Origin of the sequence: Tahibacter aquaticus (assembly GCF_004363655.1) — a bacterium.
GTDB lineage: Bacteria > Pseudomonadota > Gammaproteobacteria > Xanthomonadales > Rhodanobacteraceae > Tahibacter > Tahibacter aquaticus.
Genome location: NZ_SNZH01000003.1, coordinates 230394 through 251252 on the forward strand (window position 1 = coordinate 230394; position 20859 = coordinate 251252).

At 66.7% G+C, this 20859-nt stretch carries 18 protein-coding genes; 8 read left to right on the forward strand and 10 right to left on the reverse strand.

The window, feature by feature from the left end; translation table 11 throughout:
• Nucleotides 1-500 precede the first annotated feature (500 nt).
• Genes DFR29_RS06515 through DFR29_RS06530 form a run of 4 tightly spaced genes read left to right on the forward strand, consistent with a single transcriptional unit; the run spans nt 501 to nt 4755 of the window.
• Nucleotides 501-2633 (forward strand): TonB-dependent siderophore receptor, encoded by a 2133-nt coding sequence (locus tag DFR29_RS06515; protein ID WP_133817778.1) that lies wholly within the window; start codon nt 501-503, stop codon nt 2631-2633.
• Between the two features lie 7 nt (nt 2634-2640).
• Complete coding sequence (locus DFR29_RS06520) at nt 2641-2928, forward strand: hypothetical protein (RefSeq protein WP_133817779.1); 288 nt, start codon at nt 2641-2643, stop codon at nt 2926-2928.
• Nucleotides 2928-3191 (forward strand): hypothetical protein, encoded by a 264-nt coding sequence (locus DFR29_RS06525; protein WP_133817780.1) that lies wholly within the window; start codon nt 2928-2930, stop codon nt 3189-3191. The genes DFR29_RS06520 and DFR29_RS06525 overlap by 1 nt, the downstream gene beginning before the upstream one ends.
• Before the next feature lie 10 nt (nt 3192-3201).
• Nucleotides 3202-4755 carry a PepSY-associated TM helix domain-containing protein gene (locus DFR29_RS06530; protein WP_133817781.1) on the forward strand — a complete coding sequence of 518 codons (1554 nt, stop codon included), beginning with the start codon at nt 3202-3204 and terminating at the stop codon, nt 4753-4755.
• Nucleotides 4756-4931: 176 nt separating this feature from the next.
• Here DFR29_RS06530 and DFR29_RS06535 read toward each other — a convergent pair whose 3' ends face one another.
• The 4 genes from DFR29_RS06535 to DFR29_RS06550 form a co-directional block, all read right to left on the reverse strand.
• Nucleotides 4932-5498 carry a GNAT family N-acetyltransferase gene (locus tag DFR29_RS06535; RefSeq protein WP_133817782.1) on the reverse strand — a complete coding sequence of 189 codons (567 nt, stop codon included), beginning with the start codon at nt 5496-5498 and terminating at the stop codon, nt 4932-4934.
• Nucleotides 5499-5571: 73 nt separating this feature from the next.
• Nucleotides 5572-6201 (reverse strand): hypothetical protein, encoded by a 630-nt coding sequence (locus DFR29_RS06540; protein WP_133817783.1) that lies wholly within the window; start codon nt 6199-6201, stop codon nt 5572-5574.
• Nucleotides 6198-7634 carry a peptidylprolyl isomerase gene (locus DFR29_RS06545; protein ID WP_166653918.1) on the reverse strand — a complete coding sequence of 479 codons (1437 nt, stop codon included), beginning with the start codon at nt 7632-7634 and terminating at the stop codon, nt 6198-6200. Before DFR29_RS06545 ends, DFR29_RS06540 begins: the two co-directional genes overlap by 4 nt.
• Before the next feature lie 13 nt (nt 7635-7647).
• Nucleotides 7648-8682 carry a phospholipase C/P1 nuclease family protein gene (locus DFR29_RS06550; RefSeq protein WP_133817785.1) on the reverse strand — a complete coding sequence of 345 codons (1035 nt, stop codon included), beginning with the start codon at nt 8680-8682 and terminating at the stop codon, nt 7648-7650.
• Between the two features lie 492 nt (nt 8683-9174).
• Here DFR29_RS06550 and DFR29_RS06555 point away from each other — a divergent pair, with 492 nt between their 5' ends.
• Nucleotides 9175-9426, forward strand: coding sequence for a hypothetical protein (locus tag DFR29_RS06555; protein ID WP_133817786.1), 252 nt, complete (start codon nt 9175-9177; stop codon nt 9424-9426).
• A gap of 27 nt (nt 9427-9453) precedes the next feature.
• Here DFR29_RS06555 and DFR29_RS06560 read toward each other — a convergent pair whose 3' ends face one another.
• A complete protein-coding gene (locus tag DFR29_RS06560) occupies nt 9454-11313 on the reverse strand; it encodes a sigma-54-dependent Fis family transcriptional regulator (RefSeq protein ID WP_133817787.1) in 1860 nt (619 codons plus the stop codon).
• 222 nt (nt 11314-11535) lie between these two features.
• Here DFR29_RS06560 and adh point away from each other — a divergent pair, with 222 nt between their 5' ends.
• The 3 genes from adh (at nt 11536) to DFR29_RS29625 (ending at nt 14857) form a co-directional block, all read left to right on the forward strand.
• Nucleotides 11536-13065, forward strand: a complete 1530-nt coding sequence (adh, locus tag DFR29_RS06565; protein ID WP_133817788.1) for an aldehyde dehydrogenase — start codon at nt 11536-11538, stop codon at nt 13063-13065.
• A 52-nt stretch (nt 13066-13117) separates the two neighbouring features.
• Entirely contained in the window at nt 13118-13495 is a 378-nt protein-coding gene (locus DFR29_RS06570; protein ID WP_133817789.1) for a DUF779 domain-containing protein, read from the forward strand.
• A gap of 618 nt (nt 13496-14113) precedes the next feature.
• On the forward strand, nt 14114-14857 hold the full coding sequence (locus tag DFR29_RS29625; RefSeq protein WP_208113524.1) for a helix-turn-helix domain-containing protein: 744 nt from the start codon (nt 14114-14116) through the stop codon (nt 14855-14857).
• Nucleotides 14858-14913: 56 nt separating this feature from the next.
• Here the strand turns inward: DFR29_RS29625 and DFR29_RS06580 are convergent, their stop codons facing one another.
• From DFR29_RS06580 to DFR29_RS06600, 5 genes are all read right to left on the reverse strand, one after another.
• Entirely contained in the window at nt 14914-15804 is an 891-nt protein-coding gene (locus DFR29_RS06580; RefSeq protein ID WP_243745976.1) for an NAD-dependent epimerase/dehydratase family protein, read from the reverse strand.
• A gap of 531 nt (nt 15805-16335) precedes the next feature.
• Nucleotides 16336-16668 carry an SMR family transporter gene (locus DFR29_RS06585; RefSeq protein WP_133817791.1) on the reverse strand — a complete coding sequence of 111 codons (333 nt, stop codon included), beginning with the start codon at nt 16666-16668 and terminating at the stop codon, nt 16336-16338.
• Between the two features lie 827 nt (nt 16669-17495).
• Nucleotides 17496-18488 (reverse strand): hypothetical protein, encoded by a 993-nt coding sequence (locus DFR29_RS06590; RefSeq protein WP_133817792.1) that lies wholly within the window; start codon nt 18486-18488, stop codon nt 17496-17498.
• Nucleotides 18488-19585, reverse strand: a complete 1098-nt coding sequence (locus DFR29_RS06595; protein ID WP_133817793.1) for a hypothetical protein — start codon at nt 19583-19585, stop codon at nt 18488-18490. Before DFR29_RS06595 ends, DFR29_RS06590 begins: the two co-directional genes overlap by 1 nt.
• Nucleotides 19586-19663: 78 nt before the next feature.
• A complete protein-coding gene (locus DFR29_RS06600) occupies nt 19664-20701 on the reverse strand; it encodes a hypothetical protein (RefSeq protein WP_133817794.1) in 1038 nt (345 codons plus the stop codon).
• Nucleotides 20702-20859: the final 158 nt, after the last annotated feature.

A 20859-nucleotide genomic window follows, 5' to 3' on the forward strand; every position in this document is an offset into this window, starting at 1 on the left:
CCCGCGGCCATCCCTGGCCGCGACCCTGCGGGCTTTTCCCTCCGCGGCCTCACCGCGGCAGACGGGGCCCCGGGACAAGCGCGCGCTTCCTGCGCGCAGAAGCAACGGCCGCAGCCAAAACACAATCACGGGCAACGGCAACGGTAAAACAGGGCTGGCGCAGGTTGGCGCTGGGCCGCAGGCGAACTTCAGCATCGCGGTGGCTGTGACCGTAACGACGTAGGGGAGCCAATGGTCGATCTTGCCGCTGCTGCTGGCGCCGAGGTCGATGTCTCTTCCGCGCGTTGTTCGCCTGCACCGGGCTTATGGCCAGGGAGTGTTCGGATACCGGGGTTACACCCGGTTGGCATCGCTCGCCGCCACTGCCGCGACCATCGTATTGCTGCGAATGATTCCCATTTGATTTAATCTGCGTCGCTATCGCATGTCCCGGCACGGCCGAATGGGGCATTTACGCGCGGTCGCGCTGGCGCCGGTCTTTGTCTGGGAGTTGTCGTCGTATGAAATCTTGCCGTCCCGCGTGTGCACGCCTGTCCGCGGCTGTGCGCATCGCGTTGTTGTTGTCGAGCATCGCCGGGTCTGCCGCCCAGGCCGGCGCGGTGCGCGAGGCTGAGTCGGCAACACCGGCAGATACGCTGGAAGCGGTCGAGGTCACCGCGCCCATCGTCAAGAACACCGGTACGGTGACCAAGACCGATACCGCCATCGTTGAAATTCCGCAGTCGATTTCAGTGATCACCGATGTGCAGATGCGCGAGCGCGGCATCCACGGCGTGGAGGAGGCGGTCTGGTATACGGCCGGCGCCCAGGGCGGCGGCTATGGCACGGATTCGCGCAGCGACTGGCTGCTGGTGCGCGGCTTCACGCCGGCGCGCTACATGGACGGCCTGGCCCTGCCGGACGGGTCCGGTACCGGCATCACGCGCATTGAGCCCTACGGCCTGCAGCAGCTGGAAGTGCTGAAGGGGCCGTCGTCGGTGGTCTATGGCGCGATGCCGCCGGGCGGCATGGTGAACATGGTCAGCAAGCGGCCGACGCAAGTGCCGCTGCACGAGATCGAACTGCAGGCCGGCAGTTTCGAACTGCGCCAGGTGGCCTTCGATATCGGCGGTCCGCTCAGCGAGGACGGCACCTGGCTGTATCGCCTGACCGGCCTGGTGCGCAACAGCGATACCTCGGTCGACTACATCGAGGACGATCGTTACTTCATCGCCCCTGCGGTGACCTGGAAACCCAGCGAGCAGACCAGCCTGACCCTGCTGGCGCGCTACCAGAAAGCCGAAACTGCCTCGGGCGCGGGCTTTCTGCCGGCCGAAGGCACCTTGCTGCCGAATCCGAACGGGCGCATTCCGGGCAACCGCTTCACCGGCGAGCCGGGCCAGAACGACTACGACAAGGATCTGACGTCGATCGGCTACGAATTCCGCCATGCCTTCGCCGGCGATCTGGTGTTCCAGCAGAACCTGCGCTACGGCGAGGCGGACATCGACCCCAGCGCTGGCATCGGCGCCTTCGGCCTGGGGGCCGACCTGCGCACGTTGACGCGCTATTACTTCCCCACCGAAGAGCATTCCACGACCTTCGGCGTGGACAACAACCTGCAGTGGTCGGCCGGTACCGGCGCGGTTGTACACAAATTCCTGGTCGGGCTGGACTACCGCCGTTCGCGCAACGACTACGCCTCGGCCTTCGCCTTCGGTGCGCCGCCGCTGGATATCTTCAATCCGGTCTACGGCAGCCCCATCGTCATCCCGGCCTATACCAGCCATACCGACCAGAGCCAGTCGCAGGTCGGCATCTACCTGCAGGACCAGATCCAGATCGAGCGCTGGCTGATCACCCTGGGTGGGCGCAAGGACTGGGTCGATACCGATACCGATGACCTCATTGCGCATACCAGCGCCACGCAGAAGGACGACAAGTTCTCCGGCCGCGTCGGCCTGAGCTATCTGTTCGACAGCGGTTTCGCGCCTTATGTCGCCTATTCGCAGTCGTTCCAGCCCACTGTCGGCAGCGATTTCAGCGGCCGCGCCTTCGTGCCGACCACGGGCGAGCAGGTCGAGGCGGGCATCAAGTTCCAGCCGGCCAGCGGCAACGGCCTGGTCACGCTGGCGGCGTTCGAGATCACCCAGCAGAACGCCAAGACCATCGACCCCAACCACACGTTGTTCCAGGTGCAGCAGGGCGAAACCAAGCTGTCGGGCATCGAGCTGGAAGGCCGCTGGAATATCGGCCGCGGCCTCAGTGTCTACGGCGCGTATACCTATACCGATTCGGAAGTCACGCGCAGCACCGACCTGCCGTCGCTGGGCAAGGAAGTGGCGCTGGTGCCCGAACAGCAGGCGTCGGCCGGCTTCGACTACACCTTTACCGAAGGCGCCCTGGCCGGTTTCGGCTTCGGCGGCGGCGTGCGCTATATCGGCGATCACTACGGCGACATTTACAACGTGTGGAAAACGCCGTCGTATACCCTGCTCGACCTGGCCGTGCACTACGACCTGGGCGCCTGGCGCGCGCAGCTGAACGCGAGCAATGCCACCGACAAGGAATACATTTCGGTCTGCAACAGCGGCTTCTGGTGCTATTACGGCTACGAGCGCAATGTCACGGCGACGCTGCGCTATCAATGGTGAGGGCCGCATGCTGACCCTGTTGGCGCTGGCCGCGGCCTTGCTTTCGGCGCTGCTGCTGTACCTGTCTTCGCCGCATAGCCGCTGGCGTGCCGCGCTTTCGCCGCGGCTGCTACGGGCGGCGGGCGCGCTGGCCGCGCTGCTGTCGCTGCTGCTGGCGCAGGTGCCGCTGGGCTGGGGCGCCGGCAGCTGCGCCATGCTGGTGGCCTGGATGCTCGGCCTGGTCGTGCTGCCGTATGCGGCGCTGCTGTGGCCGCGTGCGGTTTCTGTTGCGGCCGCTGCGGCGGAGAACGATTGATGTGGGGCCGCGCCGCTGCGGGCGCCGTGCCGGGTTTCTTTCTCGCCGCCGGCCTGGTCGGGCTGGTCTGCTGGTGCCTGCCCGGACCCTGGCAGGCGAGCCTGGTCGGCGGCCTGGCCGCGTTCTTTCCGCTATGGGTCGGCGTGTTCTGCGCGACTTTCCTGTTTCGCACGGCGGTTGCCGCCTGGTCGTGGCTGAGCCTGGCCGCGGCGGCTGCCCTGGGCATTTTATGGTTGTTGCAATGGCAGCAATGGGTACTCTGAGGTGCGTCCGATGAAGCTAAGCGCGGTCACCTTGCGCACCTTCACTGCCTTGCATACCTGGACCGGCCTGGTCGCCGGGCTGGCCTTGTTCGTTGCGTTCTATGCCGGCGCGATCACCGTCTTCCATCACGATCTGCAGCGCTGGCAGGCAGCGCAGACGCCGGTCGGCACGCTGGACGATATGCAGCACCTGCTCGACGGCGTGCTGCAGCGGCATGCCAAGGCGCGCGAACACGTCGGCATGATGTTTCCCGGCGACGAGTCGCCGCAGCCCATCGCCTATTGGCAGGACGAAGCCGGCACCTGGCTGTTCGCCACGCTGGACAACCTGGACGGCAGCCCGCAGCCACCGCAGACCGGCCTGTCGGAACTGGTCAACGAATTGCACTACACGCTGGGCCTGCCAATAGCGGGCACGTATCTGATGGGGCTGGTCAGCCTGCTCTACGGCATCGCCCTGGTATCGGGCTTGGTCATTCATCTGCCGCGCCTGGCCAAGGATCTGTTCGCGCTGCGGCCGGGACACAATCTCAAGCGCTACTGGCAGGATGCGCACAACGTGATCGGCGTGCTGAGCCTGCCGTTCCACCTGCTGTTCGCCATCAGCGGCGCGCTGCTGTGCCTGCTGTTCGTCGCCATGACGGCGCTGAATCCGCTGATCTTCGGCAATGGCCTGATGGCGGCCCTGCCGCAGGCGCTGGATACCTATCCACAAAGAGATAAGGTAGAATATGCGGCACCGCTGGGCAGTCTGGCGCAGTGGCGGGCGCGGGCGGTCGAGGCGGCGAAAGCGCGGGGGCTGGCGGATTTCGAGCCGGCCTATCTCAAGCTGCGCCTGGCCGGCAATGCGAGTGCAGAAGTCGAGATCACCGGCGCCGCGCCACGGGCGCTGGCGCCGCTGGGCGCGGTGGCGCTGGATGCGAGCACGGGTGAAGTGCTGCGCACCCAGCTGGCCGGTTCGCGCGATGCAAACCATGCGACATTGGCAACCTTGTATGCATTGCACTTTGGCGAATTCGGCAATGCGGCGGTGCAGTGGCTGTATTTCCTGCTCGGCCTGGGCGGCGCGTTCCTGTTCTATTCGGGCAACCTGCTGTGGATAGAGACACGGCGCAAGCGGCGCCAGGCGCAGCAGTCGCGCGGCGCCTTTTTCCTGGCAAGGCTGACGGTCGGCGCCTGTATCGGTATCTGCGCGGCGATCTCGGCTGCGTTCGTTGCAGCGCAGCTGGCCGGCCTGAAGCCGGAATGGCTGGCGGCGGGCATCGTGCTGGAACGCTGGGCCTGTTTCCTGACCTGGGCTGTCTGCCTGCTCTGGGCTTTTCTGCGGCGGCCACGCCGAGCAGCGCAGGAACTGCTATGGCTCAGTGCCGTGCTGACGGCCTCGATTCCGCTGGCTCACGGCATTGCCAGCGGCTGGTGGTTCTGGCGCAGCGCGGCGGCGGGGCATGGCGCGCTGTACGGCGTCGATCTCACCGCGCTGGTCCTGGCCTGTGCCTTCGCTGCGCTGGCCTGGGCGGTGGCAAGACGTGGCAAGGCCGGCGAGGCGAACAGTGTCTGGGCTTGAGGGTGGGGTCAGCGACGGTGCAATTCGCTGGCGCTCATCGCACCCTACGAGTTCCAGGCCGTGCTTGCGTAGGGCGCGGCGCCGCGAATGGCGCCACATACAGCCTCGCCGCAGCTTCGTCCGGCGCGATGAGCGCCAGCGAGTTGCGCCGCCAGCCACATCGCAACGCCGTAATCTCAGGCACCCGTATCGACTTCGTAGATCGCCAGCACCGTGCCTTCGTGCGCAACGCTGTCGATCTTGCGCCAGCCCAGCCGCTGCAGCAGCGTCTCGGCCGTCGCGGTGGCGCTGTAGATCCGGGTATAGCCCTGTCGGCGTGCTTCCTTGCGCAGGCCCCGCAACAGCAGCGCGCCGATGCCCTGGCGGCGCAGGTCCGGCTTGACCAGGCCGGCGCCGGCCCAGGGGCGCAGGTGGGCAAGGCTGGGAATGGAATCGGGCTTGAGCACGGCAATGCCGCACAACTCGTCGCCACGTACGGCGACCAGGCCCGAGGGAATGCCTTCCTCGCGCGCAAATTCTTCCAGGTCGCGCGCCGCGTCGCCGGGTCCGCCGGGTCCGTAATAGTCGGCCCATTCGCTTTCGAACCAGGCGCGAAGTTCGGCCATATGGCCAGGGCAGTCCGCCAGCCGCAATACGCGCACATGCGGAGCGGGGACGGCGGCTTCGCCGGGCGAGGTAGCTGCGGTGGCGTCGCTGAGCGAGCCCAGTATCGTATGCGACGCTGTGGAGGTCGGTATGGACACGGCGGTGTGGCGTTCCTGAAGGCGGACGTAGTTGTGCGTTGCCCCGCGAGCCCGCAACTGCAGGCTCGGGCGTTCAGCGCATCTCGCCGTTGCGTACCGCCTCCAGCGTCTGTTGCAGCATACGCGCCTTTTCCTCGCCTTCGGCAATGAGTTCCGGCGGCAGGTTTTGTGCACGTGCGCGCTGCAGGTCGCGCTGCATGTCGCTCAGCGCAATCGCCGCTTCCCGCTCGTAGGCGCGGTAGAGCCTGGCCTGCTGGCGGTTTTCGTAGCGGCGGTAGGCGACGGGATCGGCCAGTTCTGCCGGCGTCGCGGCTTCCTGCGGCGCGCTGTCGCGGGCGATGGGCGGGCTGCGCGCGTCGCCATGCTGGAGTGCATCGGCGAGGCTCAGCGCCGCATCGGCCTGTACCGCCGGCAGGGCGGCGCTGCTGCTGGTGTTGGCGGCAGCGCTGCGTTCCTGCCTGCGATCGCCCGCCTCGTGATGGATCGCGCTGGCCGCGGCGTGGGAGCGTGCTGCGCCGTCGCGGGCGGCGGTTGGCGCCGCGTCGTTGGCCCGCGGTGCTGTCGCTGCGTTCTGGCGCCCCGCATGGGGCTCAGCGCCGGGCGCTTGTGCCGTCGCACCACTGCGCTGCAGCAGCAGGTAGGCGAGCAGCAGCAGCGGCAGCAGTGCCAGTGCCCACAGCGATGACCGCCGTTGCGGTTTCATCGCAGCGCTGCCGTTGCCGGCGTCTGCTGTGCCAGCACGATGCGCGCCTTGGCCTGCAGGCGCTGGCGCAGGGCGGCGAATTCCTGCCGCGCCTTCTGCTCGGCAATGGCCTGGGCGGCGAGGTAGCGCACGGTTTCCGAATCGCGCGGATGATGGCCGAACTGCTGTTCGTCCACGCGCACGATTTCCCATTGTGCGCTTGCCGCGGTGGCCGCTGGCGTGCGCACCGCGGCGCTGTTGCGCTGCGGCGGCTGGGCGAAGGCCAGTTCGCTGAACCAGTCGGCTTCGTTCTTGCGCGCCAGCCAGCCCAGTTGGCCGCCGCCGGCGGCGTCGGGCGCGATGGAAAACTGCCGCGCGATCTCGGCGAAATTGCTGCCGTCCTTGCGCAGCAGCCTGGCGACACGGTCGGCTGTGGCTTGGTCGGCCAGGCGAATATGCCGCGCGCGCACGCGTTCCAGCCGGCGGAAGCGCTCGCGGTCGGCGTCGTACCAGGCGTTTACCTCGGCCTGGGTGACGCGGCTGCGCAATTCCTGCAAATGTTCACTGCTGGCATGCATGTCGGTGCCCAGGCCGTAGCGCGCCATCAGGGCGCGGGCCAGCTCGCGGTCGTACAGGTTGCGGCGCAGTTCGGCGATGGCGGCAACGCCGGCCTGGCGGCTGGCCCAGTCGACGCTGAGCAGGCCGAGCAGGCGTGTGCGCAGCTGGGCGGCGAGGAAGTCGCGATCGAGCTGGTGCAGGCTGATGCGGCCCTGCACGTTCTGCCGCGCATAGATGTCGGCCAGGCTGATGCGGCCTTCGCCGCCGCTGGGCAGGCGGTAGTGCAGCAGCTGCAGCTGGGCCGCAGCGGCTTGCTCGGATTCGCTCAGGCGGTATTCCACGCGCAGGCGGCGCGGGTCGCCCAGTGCCGCCTGCAGCCCGGCGGCATCGGGCAGCGTCTGCGCAATGATGGCCCTGGCCAGGTCGTTGCCCGCCTCGGCCTGCAGCGCGCTGTCGAGGCGGTCGCGGTACAGCGTGCGCAGCAGGCCGACCAGGCGGTCGTCCACGGCGGCCTGCGGTGCGAACGCGACGCGCTGCTCGGGAAACAATTCTGCTTGTGTAAAGGTTTTTTCTGCGTGGCGCGCCAGCAGGCGCTGTTCTATCACTTCGTCGCGCAACTGCGGCAGGCTGGGCTTGCGCTGCTCCAGGCTCAGATAGGCCTGCAGCAGCAACAGTCCGTTGCGGCCTATGCGTTCGCCGTCGACGCGGGCGATGTCGGCATCTGCCGTGGCGGCGGGAAGATCCAGCGGCGTCGCGGCAAGCGCTGCCTGCGTTGCGCTTGCGGCGCCCTGGCCATGGCCGACGGCAATGGCGGGCAACAGCAGCGCCGCGACGGCGCAGAGTAGCCGCTGCGCCCCCGGGCGCAGCGGCAGTGGTGCAGGCATCGTCACGGGCATGGTCGGCCGATGCTCAATTGGCCACGCGCAAGGCGGCGCAGTCGAGCACGACGACGGCCATCGCGATCGCATGCGGAATGGCGTCCTTGGCCACGCGCACGCGGTCGGCATGGGCGTCGGAGGACAGCACGATGCCGCCGGTGCGGTAGGAATAGGCGCCACCCTGGGTCAGCACGCCGCGGATGTCGCTGACCGCGCTGCTGCCGGTGCACTTGCTGAAGGTGCCGTCGTTCAGCGCGGTGGTCACCGCGGCGGCGTTGTTGAAGCCTTCGCTGTAGTAATAGTCGTTGACCCAGGTTTCCCAGCCCGAATGCATGTTGCCGCTGGTCGTCCAGGTGTGGTGCGGCTGCAGCAGGTCGGTGGTGTGCAGCACGTAGCCGACGGTCTGCGGCGTCGGGCTGGCGAGGAACTGGCTCCACCAGTACTGGCCCAGGTTGTCGATGGGCTGGAACGGGAAGTTCTGGTAATCCTGGTACATCGACGGCGACGAGCTGCTGCCGATGCGGTAATGCGCTTCGGTGATGCCGTAGGTGTTGTACTTGCTGCCGTCGGAGAACCAGCCCTTCATGCCGCCGTTGCCGTCGTCGAGGTGGTCGTTCCACAGCCAGCCGGCGGCCAGTTCGTCGACATCGCCGGCCTGGGTCAGCTGGCTGTAGTTGTAGCCGCCGAAATCGTTGCCGTGGGCGTCGCTGCCGCGGGTATGGTTCTGGAAATGCCAGAACGAGGTGTAGTGGGCCAGCGAGGCCGCGGTCGACCACAGTGGTGCGCGCTGGCAGTCGCCGGTGATGGCGCCGCAGATGAAGGTGTCCTGGAAATCGTCGACGTCGTAGGCGCCCTGGCCCAGCACCTGGGCGAGCTGGTCGATGCTGATGCCGGCGCTCTGCGCCCAGGCGGCCAGGCGCGCGTAGCGCGTGGTGGCGGGGTTGTTCTTCATGTACTGCACGGCGTCGAGCACGATGCGCCGGTGCGTTTCCTGCGACCAGGCCCTGGCTTCCCCACCGACGGCAAGCGCAAGCGCGCCCGCGACCATCATTCCCATGATGCGCATTGATGAAACTCCTGATTGATTGAACGGCGAGCGGCCCGTGTTGCAGGCCGGCCGGCGAAACTACCTGGCCGACATTGCAGCAGCATGGCTCGCACGGGACCGGCCCCCCGGCCGGTAAAAGATTTTTGCCACAAATACAGAATACTTGCCAGCGTATGGAGGCAGAACTGCGACGGCGGCGCGGTTTGTCGCAAGCCTGTAAAAAATTCGACATCGATGAGGGGTGCATGCCCGCAACGGCGCTTTGCCTGCTCAGGCAGGGGTTGTCGTCGCGAAGCAGCGCTGTGTTGCTCGGCACCGGGCATGCGCGGTCCGCTACCGCCCGCGTCGACGCAGCCGACGGTTCACGTTTGGACAAGTGAGCGATCGGGCGACGGACGCCTGAGCAGATCACGGTGCGCGCCGGCCATCGACATCGATGCGCCGTGCGTGGATGTCGATGGCCGCGACAGTCACTGTTCCGGCAATACCGGCAGCAGCACCGGACACACGATGGCGCTGCCGCAGGGCGTGTTCCTGCCCGATCGCCAGCGAAACCCGGTGGAATATCGACGGTGCGCCCCCGCCTTTCCTCTGTCCGACAGCACCCCGCACAAATTCGGCAAGCGCGGTCCCGGCGAAATCTGCCAACTGGCCAACCAGCCCGAGCACGCCGTGCGCCGCAGCAAGCTGGCCGACCGCCTGTACGAGCTGCCTATGGGCTTCGCACCGTTGCCCGAGTACTACCAACGCCAGGTGAAATAGCGCGCCGCTGTCGTGGCGGCGGCTGGCTCAGCCGGCGCTGCCGGGCTTGCTGCCGAGGCGGCGATACAAGGTGCTGCGGCTGATACCGAGCCGTCGTGCCGCCTGGCTGACATTGCCGTCGCAGTCGGCCAGGGCGCGGCGCATGGCGGCGCGCTCGATGCTGTCGAGCGCGCCGTCGTCGAAAGCGGCTGCCGTTACTGCCACGGGCGCAGCGGTGACGTAGCCGGGCAAGTCGGCGCAGTCGATGCCGTCGTGCGCATCGCTGAGAGCGACCAGCATGCGCAGGCAGGACTGCAGCTGGCGCAGGTTGCCGGGCCAGTCGTAGGCTGCCAGTGCGGCCAATGCCGCGGGCGACAGCGTGCGCGACGCGGCCAAGCGCTGCCACAGGCTTTGCACCAGCCCAGCTCGACCCGGCTGCTGGCGCAAGGCCGGCAGCTCGACCAGATAGTGCGCAATGCGATAGTACAGATCGGCGCGGAACAGCCCTTGCGCGACGGCGCCGGCGAGATCGCGGTGGGTGGCGCAAATCAGAGAAAAATCCAGTTTTACCGGTTTTCCACCACCCAGCGGCAGCAGCTCGCGTTCCTGCAGTACGCGCAGCAGGCGCGGCTGCAGCGCCAGCGGCATATCGCCGATTTCATCGAGGAACAGGATGCCGCCCTCGGCCTGGCGGAGCAGGCCGGCATTGCCCTGGCGGCGCGCGCCGGTGAAGGCGCCGTCTTCGTAGCCGAACAGTTCGGCTTCGATCAGCCCTTCCGGCAGCGCCGCGCAATTCACGGCGACAAAGGGCCTGGCCGCGCGTGCACCGCGCCGGTGCAGGGCGCGCGCGAACACTTCCTTGCCGGTGCCGGTTTCGCCGAGCAGCAGCACCGGCAGGCCTGCCTGCAGTACGCGCTCGGCACGGGCCAGTGCGGCTTCCTGGTCGGCATCGAACAGCACGGCTTCGGTCACCACACTGGCCGGTGCCGACGGCAGGCCGGTTGCGCGTGTGCTGCGTAGCGGGCTTTGAACGCCGCCGTACAGCGCGGCGCCATGGCGGTCCAGCAGCACGCCATCGTCGCGCAGGCGTGGCAGGGCATCGTCGAACAAGGCATCGAAACGGATGCGGCCGAGTTCGCGCCGGTCCAGGCCGAACAGCTGCAGTCCGGCCGAATTCGCCGCGACCAGGCGGCCGTCGCGAAACGCCAGCAGGCCTTCGCGCACCGAACCCAGCAGTGCCGGATCGCGGTGCAGGCGTAGCAGCTCGCAGCCGGGCAGGTTCTGGTCGAAATAGCGGTGTTCGATGGTGGCGACCGCGTGCCGGGCCAGGCCCAGCGCATGCATCGGCGGCACGCCGGAGTCGCCGCTGATGTCGAGCACGCCGACGACGTCGCCATAGGGATCGTGTACCGGTACGGCAGAGCAGCTGAGGATGCGGTGCAGCGACAGATAGTGTTCGCCGCCGCGCACTTCCACCGCGCGTTTTTCCACGATCGCGGTGCCTATCGCATTCGTACCCACCTGCGCCTCGTTCCAGCAGGTGCCGGCCATCAGCGCGACGCGGCCGGCCTTGTCGAGAAATTGCGGGTGGCCGATGGATTCGAGAATCCATCCGTCCGCATCGGTCAGTATCACGATGCTGCCGGCCCCGACGGCATCGGCACCGAGGGCGTCCAGCTCGGCCCGTGCCAGGCGCCATAGCCGTTCGTTGCGTTCGCGCATTTCGCGCAGGCGCATCTGCGGCACCGGTTCTATCGACGGCAGCCGCTCGGAGGCCAGGCCCAGGCGCTGGCAGCGGCGCCAGGATTGCAGAATGGTTTCGGTGACGCGGCCGACCGGCAGTCCACCGCGCTCGAAGAACTCGCGCCGGGCCTGGCCGAGATCGGGCTGTATCAGCAATCGGGCCATTCCTTGCTCCTCTGTCTCAAATTGCGACAGTGCTGCAGCACTGTGTCCCGATAAACAGCACAGTCGCTGCGGCCAAGCAACCCGTGGCGTCCTGCGTTGCAGCACAAAGCGCGCGACTGTCCCGGATGCCGGCACGTGCATGCATGGCGCGATGCAGCAGGTCATTTCTGGCATTGCCCTTGCGACGGCTGTGTCACGCCATCCCGCGTCCGGAGATCTGCCATGAATGCCGTCACTTCGCTCAAAGCCTACGCCACCGACCCTGCCTCGATCTTCAAGCCGCGCTACGACAATTTCATAGGCGGCGAATGGCTGCCGCCGAAAAGCGGCGAATATTTCGAAAACATCACGCCGGTCACCGGCGCGGTATTCACCCGCGTCGCGCGGTCCAACAAGGACGATGTGGAAGCCGCGCTCGATGCCGCGCATGCGGCACGGGCCGCCTGGGGCCGCACTGCGGCAAGCGCGCGTGCGGCGGTACTCAATCGCATCGCCGAACGCATAGAACAGAACCTGGAATTGCTGGCCTATGCGGAAACCTGGGACAACGGCAAGCCGATACGCGAAACCCTGAATGCGGATATTCCGCTCTGCGCCGATCATTTCCGCTATTTCGCCGCGGCCGTGCGCACCCAGGAAGGCGGCATAGGCGAGATCGACCACGACACCATCGCCTATCACTTCCACGAACCGCTGGGCGTGGTCGGCCAGATCATCCCGTGGAATTTCCCGCTGCTGATGGCGACCTGGAAACTTGCGCCGGCGCTGGCCGCGGGCAATTGCGTCGTGCTCAAGCCGGCGGAACAGACGCCGGCCAGCATTCTGGTGCTGATGGAATTGATCGGCGATCTGCTGCCGCCGGGTGTGCTCAACGTGGTCAGCGGCTTTGGCCTGGAAGCGGGCAAGCCGCTGGCGTCGAGTCCGCGCATTGCCAAGATCGCTTTCACCGGCGAAACGACGACCGGACGGCTGATCATGCAGTACGCCAGCCAGAACCTGATTCCGGTGACGCTGGAGCTGGGCGGCAAATCGCCCAACATCTTCTTCGCCGACGTGATGGCGGTCGACGACGCGTTTCTCGACAAGGCGATCGAAGGTTTCGTCATGTTTGCCTTCAACCAGGGCGAGGTGTGTACCTGTCCGTCGCGTGCGCTGATCGAAGAGTCGATCTACGAGCGCTTCATGGAGCGGGCATTGCAGCGCGTCGCCGCGATTCGCCAGGGCGATCCGCTCGACCCCAACACCATGATCGGTGCGCAGGCTTCCGGCGAGCAGCTGGAAAAGATCCTCAGCTACTTCGACATCGGCCGCCAGGAGGGGGCGCAGGTACTCATCGGTGGAGAGCGCAACACCTTGCCGGGCCACTTGCAGGGGGGCTACTACATCAAGCCCACCGTGTTCAAAGGACATAACAAGATGCGCATATTCCAGGAGGAGATATTTGGGCCTGTGGTTTCGGTCACCACGTTCAGGACCGAAGAGGAAGCGCTGCAGATTGCCAACGACACCTTGTACGGCCTGGGTGCTGGCGTCTGGAGCCGCGACGGCGCACGTCTGTATCGCATGGGACGCGAGATCCAGGCGGGCCGCGTCTGGACCAACTGCTATCACGCGTATCCGGCGCATGCGGCATTCGGCGGTTACAAGCAGTCGGGCATAGGCCGCGAAACGCACAAGATGATGCTCGACCACTATCAGCAGACCAAGAACCTGCTGGTCAGCTATTCGCCCAAGGCGCTCGGTTTCTTCTGATCGTTGCGTGCCGGCCGGGCCTCACGTCGCCCGGCCGGCCAGGGCAGACCGCATGACTACTCATCCGCCACAAGTGATCGCCACCCTGGCCGCGCTGCAGCTGATTGCACGGCTGCGCGACAGGCATGGCCCATTGATGTTTCACCAGTCTGGCGGATGCTGCGACGGCTCTTCGCCGATGTGCTTTGTCCAGGGCGAATTCATCCTGGGCGACCACGATGTACGGCTGGGCGAGATCGGCGATGCGCCGTTCTATATCAGTCCGGCCCAGTTCGCCTATTGGAAACACACCCAGCTCATCATTGACGTGGTGGCTGGCCGCGGCGGCATGTTTTCGCTGGAGAACGGCGAAGGCGTGCGCTTTCTGCTGCGTTCGCGCCTGTTTGCCGACGACGAATTCCTGGCTTTGCAGGCGGCGGGGCGCGTATGAGCCGCAAGCCCGCGAAAAACCGTGTATCGCTTCGTGGCAGCGGCGAGGGTGCGGTCTCACCGCGGATCATCGCGGAGCACGGGGGCGGCGCAGCCTGCAAAATGCACTGAGCGATACCGCCGGTGCGGCAAGCGCCGCTCGCTACTGGCCGGTTCCCGGCAACACCACTGAAGCCCCTTTCCTTATAGAGCCAGGCCGCGGTCTTTGCGTTTTCTCCACGGCCGTAGCGGCATGGTTCGGCACAAAAACCCGGCAAATTCTGCCGGAAAAATGAAGGTTTTTCCGCGTGACCTGCTGTTCTGGCGGGGTCGGCGACATTTTTTCCATAAGGCCGCCGCCTGAGTCGGCGTTGCGCATTGTCCACGAATACAGACTTGGCCTGCACAAACGCGGCCTTTCTGCAAACAATTGCATTTCATCAAACCCTGCGTATGCATTTCCGTACCAGATTCGGTTTTTTTGCCGGGGCCGAATTGCTATCTTTGCGCGGCGACGTCCGTCACGGGGAAAGTTGGCGCTGTCTGCTTTGGTTTGACATGATTCAAAGCAAGACATTCACGTGCCTTCGCGTTTACTATCGGACGTTTCCTTCCACTGCCACGCACCAGCGAGACCGCCATGCCGAATATCGCAACTGCCTTCAAGGATGAGATCTCCCGCCTTTGCCGCAAGGAAATGCGCAAGCATCTGGAACCGCTGCGCAAAGCCTCGGTGATCTACCGCAAAGAAATTTCCGCGTTGAAGCGCAAGTTGCAGGAGTCGGAGCGCCGCGTCGGTGCGCTGGCCAAGCGGGGACCCAAAGTTGCGGCGGAAGCGGCCGATAGCTCGTCCGAACGTCAGACGCGCTTCGTTGCCAAGGGCCTAAAGTCATTGCGCACGCGATTGGGCCTTTCTGCGGCAGAGTTGGCTGGTCTGCTCGGCGTCACTGGCCAGTCGGTCTACAACTGGGAACAGAAGAAATCGACGCCGCGCGCGGCCCAGCTGGCCCAGTTGGCGGAATTGCGCAGCCTGGGCAAGAAAGCGGTACGTGCACGCCTGGACGGCGGCGGCGAGAGCGAAGTCAGCGAAGAGGCAACGGACAAGCCGCGCCGCGGCCGTCCGCGCAAGGACGCGGCCGTTGCTGCAGAAGCTCCGCGTCGTCGCGGGCGCAAGCCGCGCGTCGCCGCCGAAGCGGCTGAGGCCACGCCGCGCAAGCGCGGGCGCAAGCCGCGCAGCGAAGCGGTGACCGAGCAGGCCGCCGCACCGCGCCGCGGGCGCAAGCCGCGTGTCGCGGCCGAAGCTGTTGAAGCTGCACCGCGTAAGCGAGGCCGCAAGCCACGTGCAGCGGCAGAGACGGTGGAAACGGCGGCAGCGGGCGAGTAATCGCACGACTCCGGTACCGGCACGGCTGTGCCGGTACCGGAGTTTCGCGCAGCGTTTCAGACCGCGCCGAAACGTGCGCCCTTGCGCGTATTCGGTGGCAGCACCTCTGACGAGTCTTCGTCGAGCATGCGCAATACTTCCTCGAAGCCGTAGCGCGGTTTCCAGCCGAGTTCGCGCAGGGCCAGCGCGGGCGAATAGACGCGATCGATGGAGCGCGGCAGTCGCCACTCGCGCTGGGCGAAGGCCTGTACCAGGGCGGGGGCACGGCGCTGCAGCACGGCCGGCGCGTCGTGCAGCAGTTCGGCAAGATCCTGCGTCTGGAACGGTGTGGCGCCGGAGATGACGAAACGACGCAGCCCCGGCGTTTCGCTGCGCAGCGCGAGCGCATGCGCCTCGGCCACGTCGCGCGCATCGACGCCGCGATGCAGGCGATAGCTGGCCATGAGGTGTGCTGGCTCCGGGAAGCAGCGCGACATGCGCAGTAACGTAACCGACATGGCGCTGTTGCGCGCAGCAACCGCCAGTACCGTTTCGGCGGCTACCTTGCTGCGGTGATAGATGCTGGTCGGCTGCGGCGGCAGTTCCTCGTCCACCCAGACGGCCTGTGTGGCATGCCGGCTTGCGGCGCCATACAAGGCTGTGGTGCTGGTGAAGACGAAACGGCGTATGCCCATCCGCACCGCGATGTCGGCCAGTGCCGCTGTGGAATGCACGTTGATGCGTTCGAATTCCGCATCGGCGGTATGCCCGACATGCGGCGCATGCAAGGCGGCGGTATGTACGACGGCATCGACTTCGCGCAGTGCGCGGCGCAGCAGGAACTGGTCGCCGAGATCGCCGACCAGATCGACCGTCGATGCCGGCGTGCGGTCCAGCCCGAGTACTTCGCATTCGCGCGCCAGCCGCACATAGACGGCGCGGCCGATACGGCCGGCAGAACCCGTCACCAGCACTCTCATGGACGTACGCACCCGGGCGGGTTGGACGAGGCGATGGCGTCTACGGCAGATACTTGCACGATGTTGGCCTGCACTACACGACGATAGTTCTGCTGCGCAGCGCCGTGTGGTGCCGCGCGACGGTATACAAACAGATAGTTACAATTGTATGCACGCACCACGTCAACAGGGCGTCTACGGGCAACTGATACGGTAACTGCTGACGGCAACTGATACGGTGTATTTGGCCATCCGCAATCCGTACGGCCAAACTGCTACGCGGCTGATACTAAGGCGCTGCCGGCAGATTGCCTACGCGTCCGTAGTGTTATTCCGGACGAACGGCTGCCTGAAGACGTGCAGGCCGAGAAATCACAAAGCCTTCACGTCGAGTGATTTTTGCTTTTAGACCGGCGCATTTTTCTGCTCGCGAATATCCGGCCCGTCTTGAGCACTGCTCCGCGCACGCAACTCAGCAGCCGGCCTTTCGGGCTGGCTGGGAAACCGTGCGGAATTTCAGCGCCATTCGATGGCCTTGCTTCAGTGCGCCGAGGCCTTGGAGAAAAGCTGGATCACCGTCACACCCGCCAGGATGAGCAGGATGCCAAACACGGCGGCCATGTCCAGGCGCTGGCCCAGGAAGATCCAGGCGATCAGCGATACCAGCACTATGCCGGCACCGGACCACACGGCATAGGCGACGCCGACGGGAATGCCGCGCAAGGCCTGCGCCAGGAAGAAGAAGGCGCAGCCGTAACCCAGCACGACGACCAGCGAAGGCAGTGACCGGGTAAAGCCTTCACTGGCCTTGAGTGCCGTGGTCGCAACCACTTCGGCGGCGATGGCGATGGCCAGGGCGAGCCAGATATGCATGGATAGATCTCCCGCAGGGCGATGGAGTGAGCGACGGCGGAAGTGCCAGGCGCGACCGCGACAGCGGACAGGGTAGCAGCGCCTTCCGGCTTTGCTGGCGGCAGCGTGTGGATAACGCAAGCGGAGCCGCGCTGCCAAGGTCGTGCTGCACTGCGCCAGTGCGGCGAGTCGTGCGGCGGTCTCAGCTTGCGACCGTCACTGCGCCTCGGCGCAGGCGATGCGGCCATGGCGGATCGGCTGGGTGCAGCGGCGAACAGGTTGTTGCCGTCCGGCGCACTGACCGTGACATGGGCGATCGAAGGCCGCGCCACCCTTTCGCTGTGCAGCGGCGCGCGTCCAGGCCCGGCAGTGAGGCGAAGGCGCGTAGGGCGATGATTCCGTGCTGAGGCGAATAGTGATCGTCGAGGACGCGACACGGCGGCGGGCGAGCTACCGGTGCTATGTAGTGCTCGCGTCCGCTGTTTGAAATACTTTCGCGAATGCAGGGGCTTGCGTTGCGCTGCTGTGTGGCATTTGTACAAACAACTGCACGGGGACTGCCCAGTGTAGGTTTGCCGTCCTGTGCTGCATGGGATTTCCCGGATGCGCCGGCGCGCGCACGCAGGCAACCTCTCGCCCCGGTCGGGGAGGATGTGGGCACGCGGCGGGAAAGGAAACCCGTAACGCTGAGTGGACGGACGAAGTCCCGTGACCAATCCGACCAGGGCTTCGGGGGGCTTGCCCCCCGGGGTCCGCGGCGGCGCCGCCGGTGCGTGGCGCTGCCGCGACTTCTGCTTGTGTAAATTATCCATTTTCCAAAAATGGGCGCTGCGCAAGAGCGCGATGTTTCAGGGCGACCACTGCTGCGCCTGGGCGCGTTGTTCGGCGCTGAGCTGTGCACCGACGCGGGCGATCAGCTGCTGCGCCACGGCTGCGCGATCGGGGTCGGCGTTGCCGCGCAGGTAGAGATTGAGCCAGCGATAGGCCTGCAGCGGGTCGTTGCCGATGGCCGCGGCGAGGTATTGCGGCGGCAGGCGCAGATCGGGCATCTCGCGCGCGTTGTCGATGGCATATGCCAGGCCCAGCGCATAGGCGGCGTCGGCATCGCCGCTGCGCGCGCGTTCCTGCACCATCAGTGGTGCGCGGCGTGCCCAGTCGATGGCCTGCTCCACGTCGCGGCTGTAGTTGGCGACCAGCGGCGGTTCGTTGATGAAGCGCCAGAAATCCTTGTCCGAACCCAGGCGCGCGGCCATCTCGGCAAGGGCGTAGCGCACGGACGGCGGCTGCGGTGCGTAGTCGCGGCATTCGTCGCGCAGGCGCTGCTGCAGCGAGCCCAGTGCTTTGCGCCGTTCGTCCTCGTCGGCGATCGCTGCCAGTTCCGGCAGGCCCGGGTCGAGTGACTGAAAGCGTGGACTGGCGCTGCTCACAGCCTGGACGAAGTTTCGCGTCGGCAGTTCGGTGGAATCGTCGCGCAGGCTGATGGCATTCATGCTGTAGCAGCGCGAGTCGCGCTGCAGCCATTCTGCGGCCGCGGCTGCGTCGCCCGCTTCTGCCCGGCGGCGCAGGCTGTCCTGCAGCGGTGACCAGGACGCCGTTGCCGGCGGCAGCGGCGGTTGCGGGAGTTCGCGCAGGCGTGCCGCGCTGTCGCTTGCAGCGCTGGCGATTGTGCGCGGCCCGCGCCGCGGCGTGCGTGTGGCGCTGTCGGCGCTGGCGTTTCCGGCCGGGCTGTCGCTCGCACCGGTTGCGGCCTGGCCGCGGTCGCCAGGCGCGGTGTAACGGGTATAGGCGTAGCCGCAGGCCAGGCCCAGCAGCACAGCGATGGCAGCGGGCAGGGCGCGCATCAGCGGAACCCCGCAGCGCGGCGTACGCGGTCGCAGATCGAATCCATGCCGGGCCCCGGCGCGGGCCGCGGCTGGAAACGGATGCGCTGGCCTGCCGCAGCGGCCCAGGCTTCGGCCTGGGCGATCTGGCTGCTGCTCAGGCGCGCTGCCGTTCGCGCCACGAAGTCATTGCCGCCACCGCGCTGTTGCATAGGGCTGCCCAGCCATTGTTGCGCGACAAGGTTGTAGGCATAGGCCCAGTAGGGATCGTCGCCGAGGCGGCCGTTCCAGGGGCGCGCGTCGCGCGGCTGCCAGGGCGTATACATTTGCGACAGCACCACGGCGGCCTCGGGCAGGCCGTTCTCGAAGGCCTGGCGAATCATCTGCGGCGACTCCTGGTTCCAGCGCTCGCTCCACTGCACCCAGTCGGGCGACAGCACATCGGGTTTCCAGTCGTTCGGCGTGAGCGCATAGCAGAGCTGGGCCTGGGCATCGCCGGCCAGCGCCGCGGCGCGGATCAGTTCGGCCGGGTCGACCTGCTGCCTGGCCTCGATGCCGGCGCAGCGCTTTTCGGTTTCCTGCACGCGCTGCAGTTCGCGTTCGGCGACTTCCAGGCGGCGCTCGGCGAAGCTGGGGTCGTTGCGGCGCGGGCCATCGCTGCGCGGCCCGCCGCTGCCCGGCGCGGGTGCAAAACCGCCGCCGCCGCGCATGCCTCGGCCGCGTCCGCCGTCGAGCAGGTTCTCGACCGCATCGAGCCGGCGCGAATGGTTGGCGCATTCGTACAGGTCGTCGGCCAGGCGTCGGCCGGCGGCACCGTCGCCGGCGCGGGCCTGGGCCAGCAATTCATCGTAGTAGGCGGCGATGGGCTCGCTGCGAGGCGGCAGCGGCAGTGTGCGGGCTGGCGCGGTCACCGCTGCCGTAGCGGCTGTGTTGGTGCTGGTGGGGTCTGCTGTGCCGGCAGATTCCGCCACGGAAGTCGCAACGGCGGCATCGCCTGCGTTCGCTGGAGAGGCGGAGGGGGCCGCGGTATGCAGCGCAATCCAGTGGCCGCCGGCGATACCGGTTGCGAAACACGCCGCCAGCAGCAGAACGCTGGCGGCACTGCGGGAAAGAACCACGTGCCCGTCTCCGTTGGTTTCAGTCGCGGATCATGCCAACGGCCGCTGGCGGTGGCGATGGTGCAGCGCTAAGCACATTCAATCTTCCAATGGTGCCAGCGCCTGGTTCGCGCGCTGCTCGCGCGCCCAGCGCTGCGCCGCTTCGCGCTGGTTCTCGCTGAGGCTGTCGTCCAACTGGGCCAGCCATTGCTGTACCCGGTCTGACAGCGGCGTGCTGGGATTCATCTGCAGGTACAGACTGAGCCAGCCGTAGGACTGCTGCGGATCATCCGGCACGGCGCCGTTGAGCATGAAATTCGCCGGTACGCGATCAGGCAGCAGGGTGTCCGGGCCGAACAGGTAGGCCATGCCGAGGGCGAGTACCGCGTCGGCATCGCCGCGTGTGCTGCGCTGTTCCAGCATGGCGGGCGCGCGCCGGGTCCAGTCGCGCATCTGGGTCAGTTCTTCCGGCGAGCCACTGCCTTTGAGCAGGAGATCCAGGCTGAAAGGCGGCTGTTGTATAAACGTCCAGAATGCATCTTTGCGGCTGCTGCGCGCGGCGACCTCGGCCAGTGCGTAGCGGTCGCCGGGGCTGCTCGTCACATAGCCGCTGCATACCTGCTGTACGCGCAATTCGATCTGCTGCGCCAGCGTCTTGCGCTGTTCCAGGTCGAGCCGTCGGTCCAGCAGCAGGGCGTGTTCGTCGGGGTTGATCAGCGGCAGTGGCCGGCCTTCCTGCTGCAGGCGCTTGCCATCGTCGTCGAAGTAGCTGTTCAGCAGGCCGGGGGCTTTGAGTGACTCCTGCGTCTGCAGCGCCCTGCAGGTGAGGTCGACGTCCTGCCATTGCGCGGCGGCCAGGCCGTCGCCGGCATAAGCGCGCCGGCTCAGTTCGTCCTGTTCCTTCGACCAGGAGGCGGAGGCGCGTGCACGCGCTGGCGCTGCGGGCAGTCCGGCAATGCCGGCGGCCGTGCCGCCGCGTGATGCGGACGATGCGGCTGCGCTCGATGTCGCCGGGCTGGCAGCGGCTGGTGCTGCCGGTTCTGCCAAGGCGGGTGCGCTCGACGAGGGCGCCTGGCTCATCCACCAGCCCGCGGCGAGTCCGGCGGCCAACACTACCAGTGCAATGATCCAGCGCATCACAACCCTCCCATCGAGCGCTGCATCGTACATCCGCTGGGGTTCTCGCGTGGATTGGAGCGTGGCGCCGCAGCGGTTGCCTGCACCGCCATGCGCCGCCGCTTGCAATCGGCCGCCGCAAACCCAAGCTGCGGCCAACCTATTCATCGCTGGAGTTG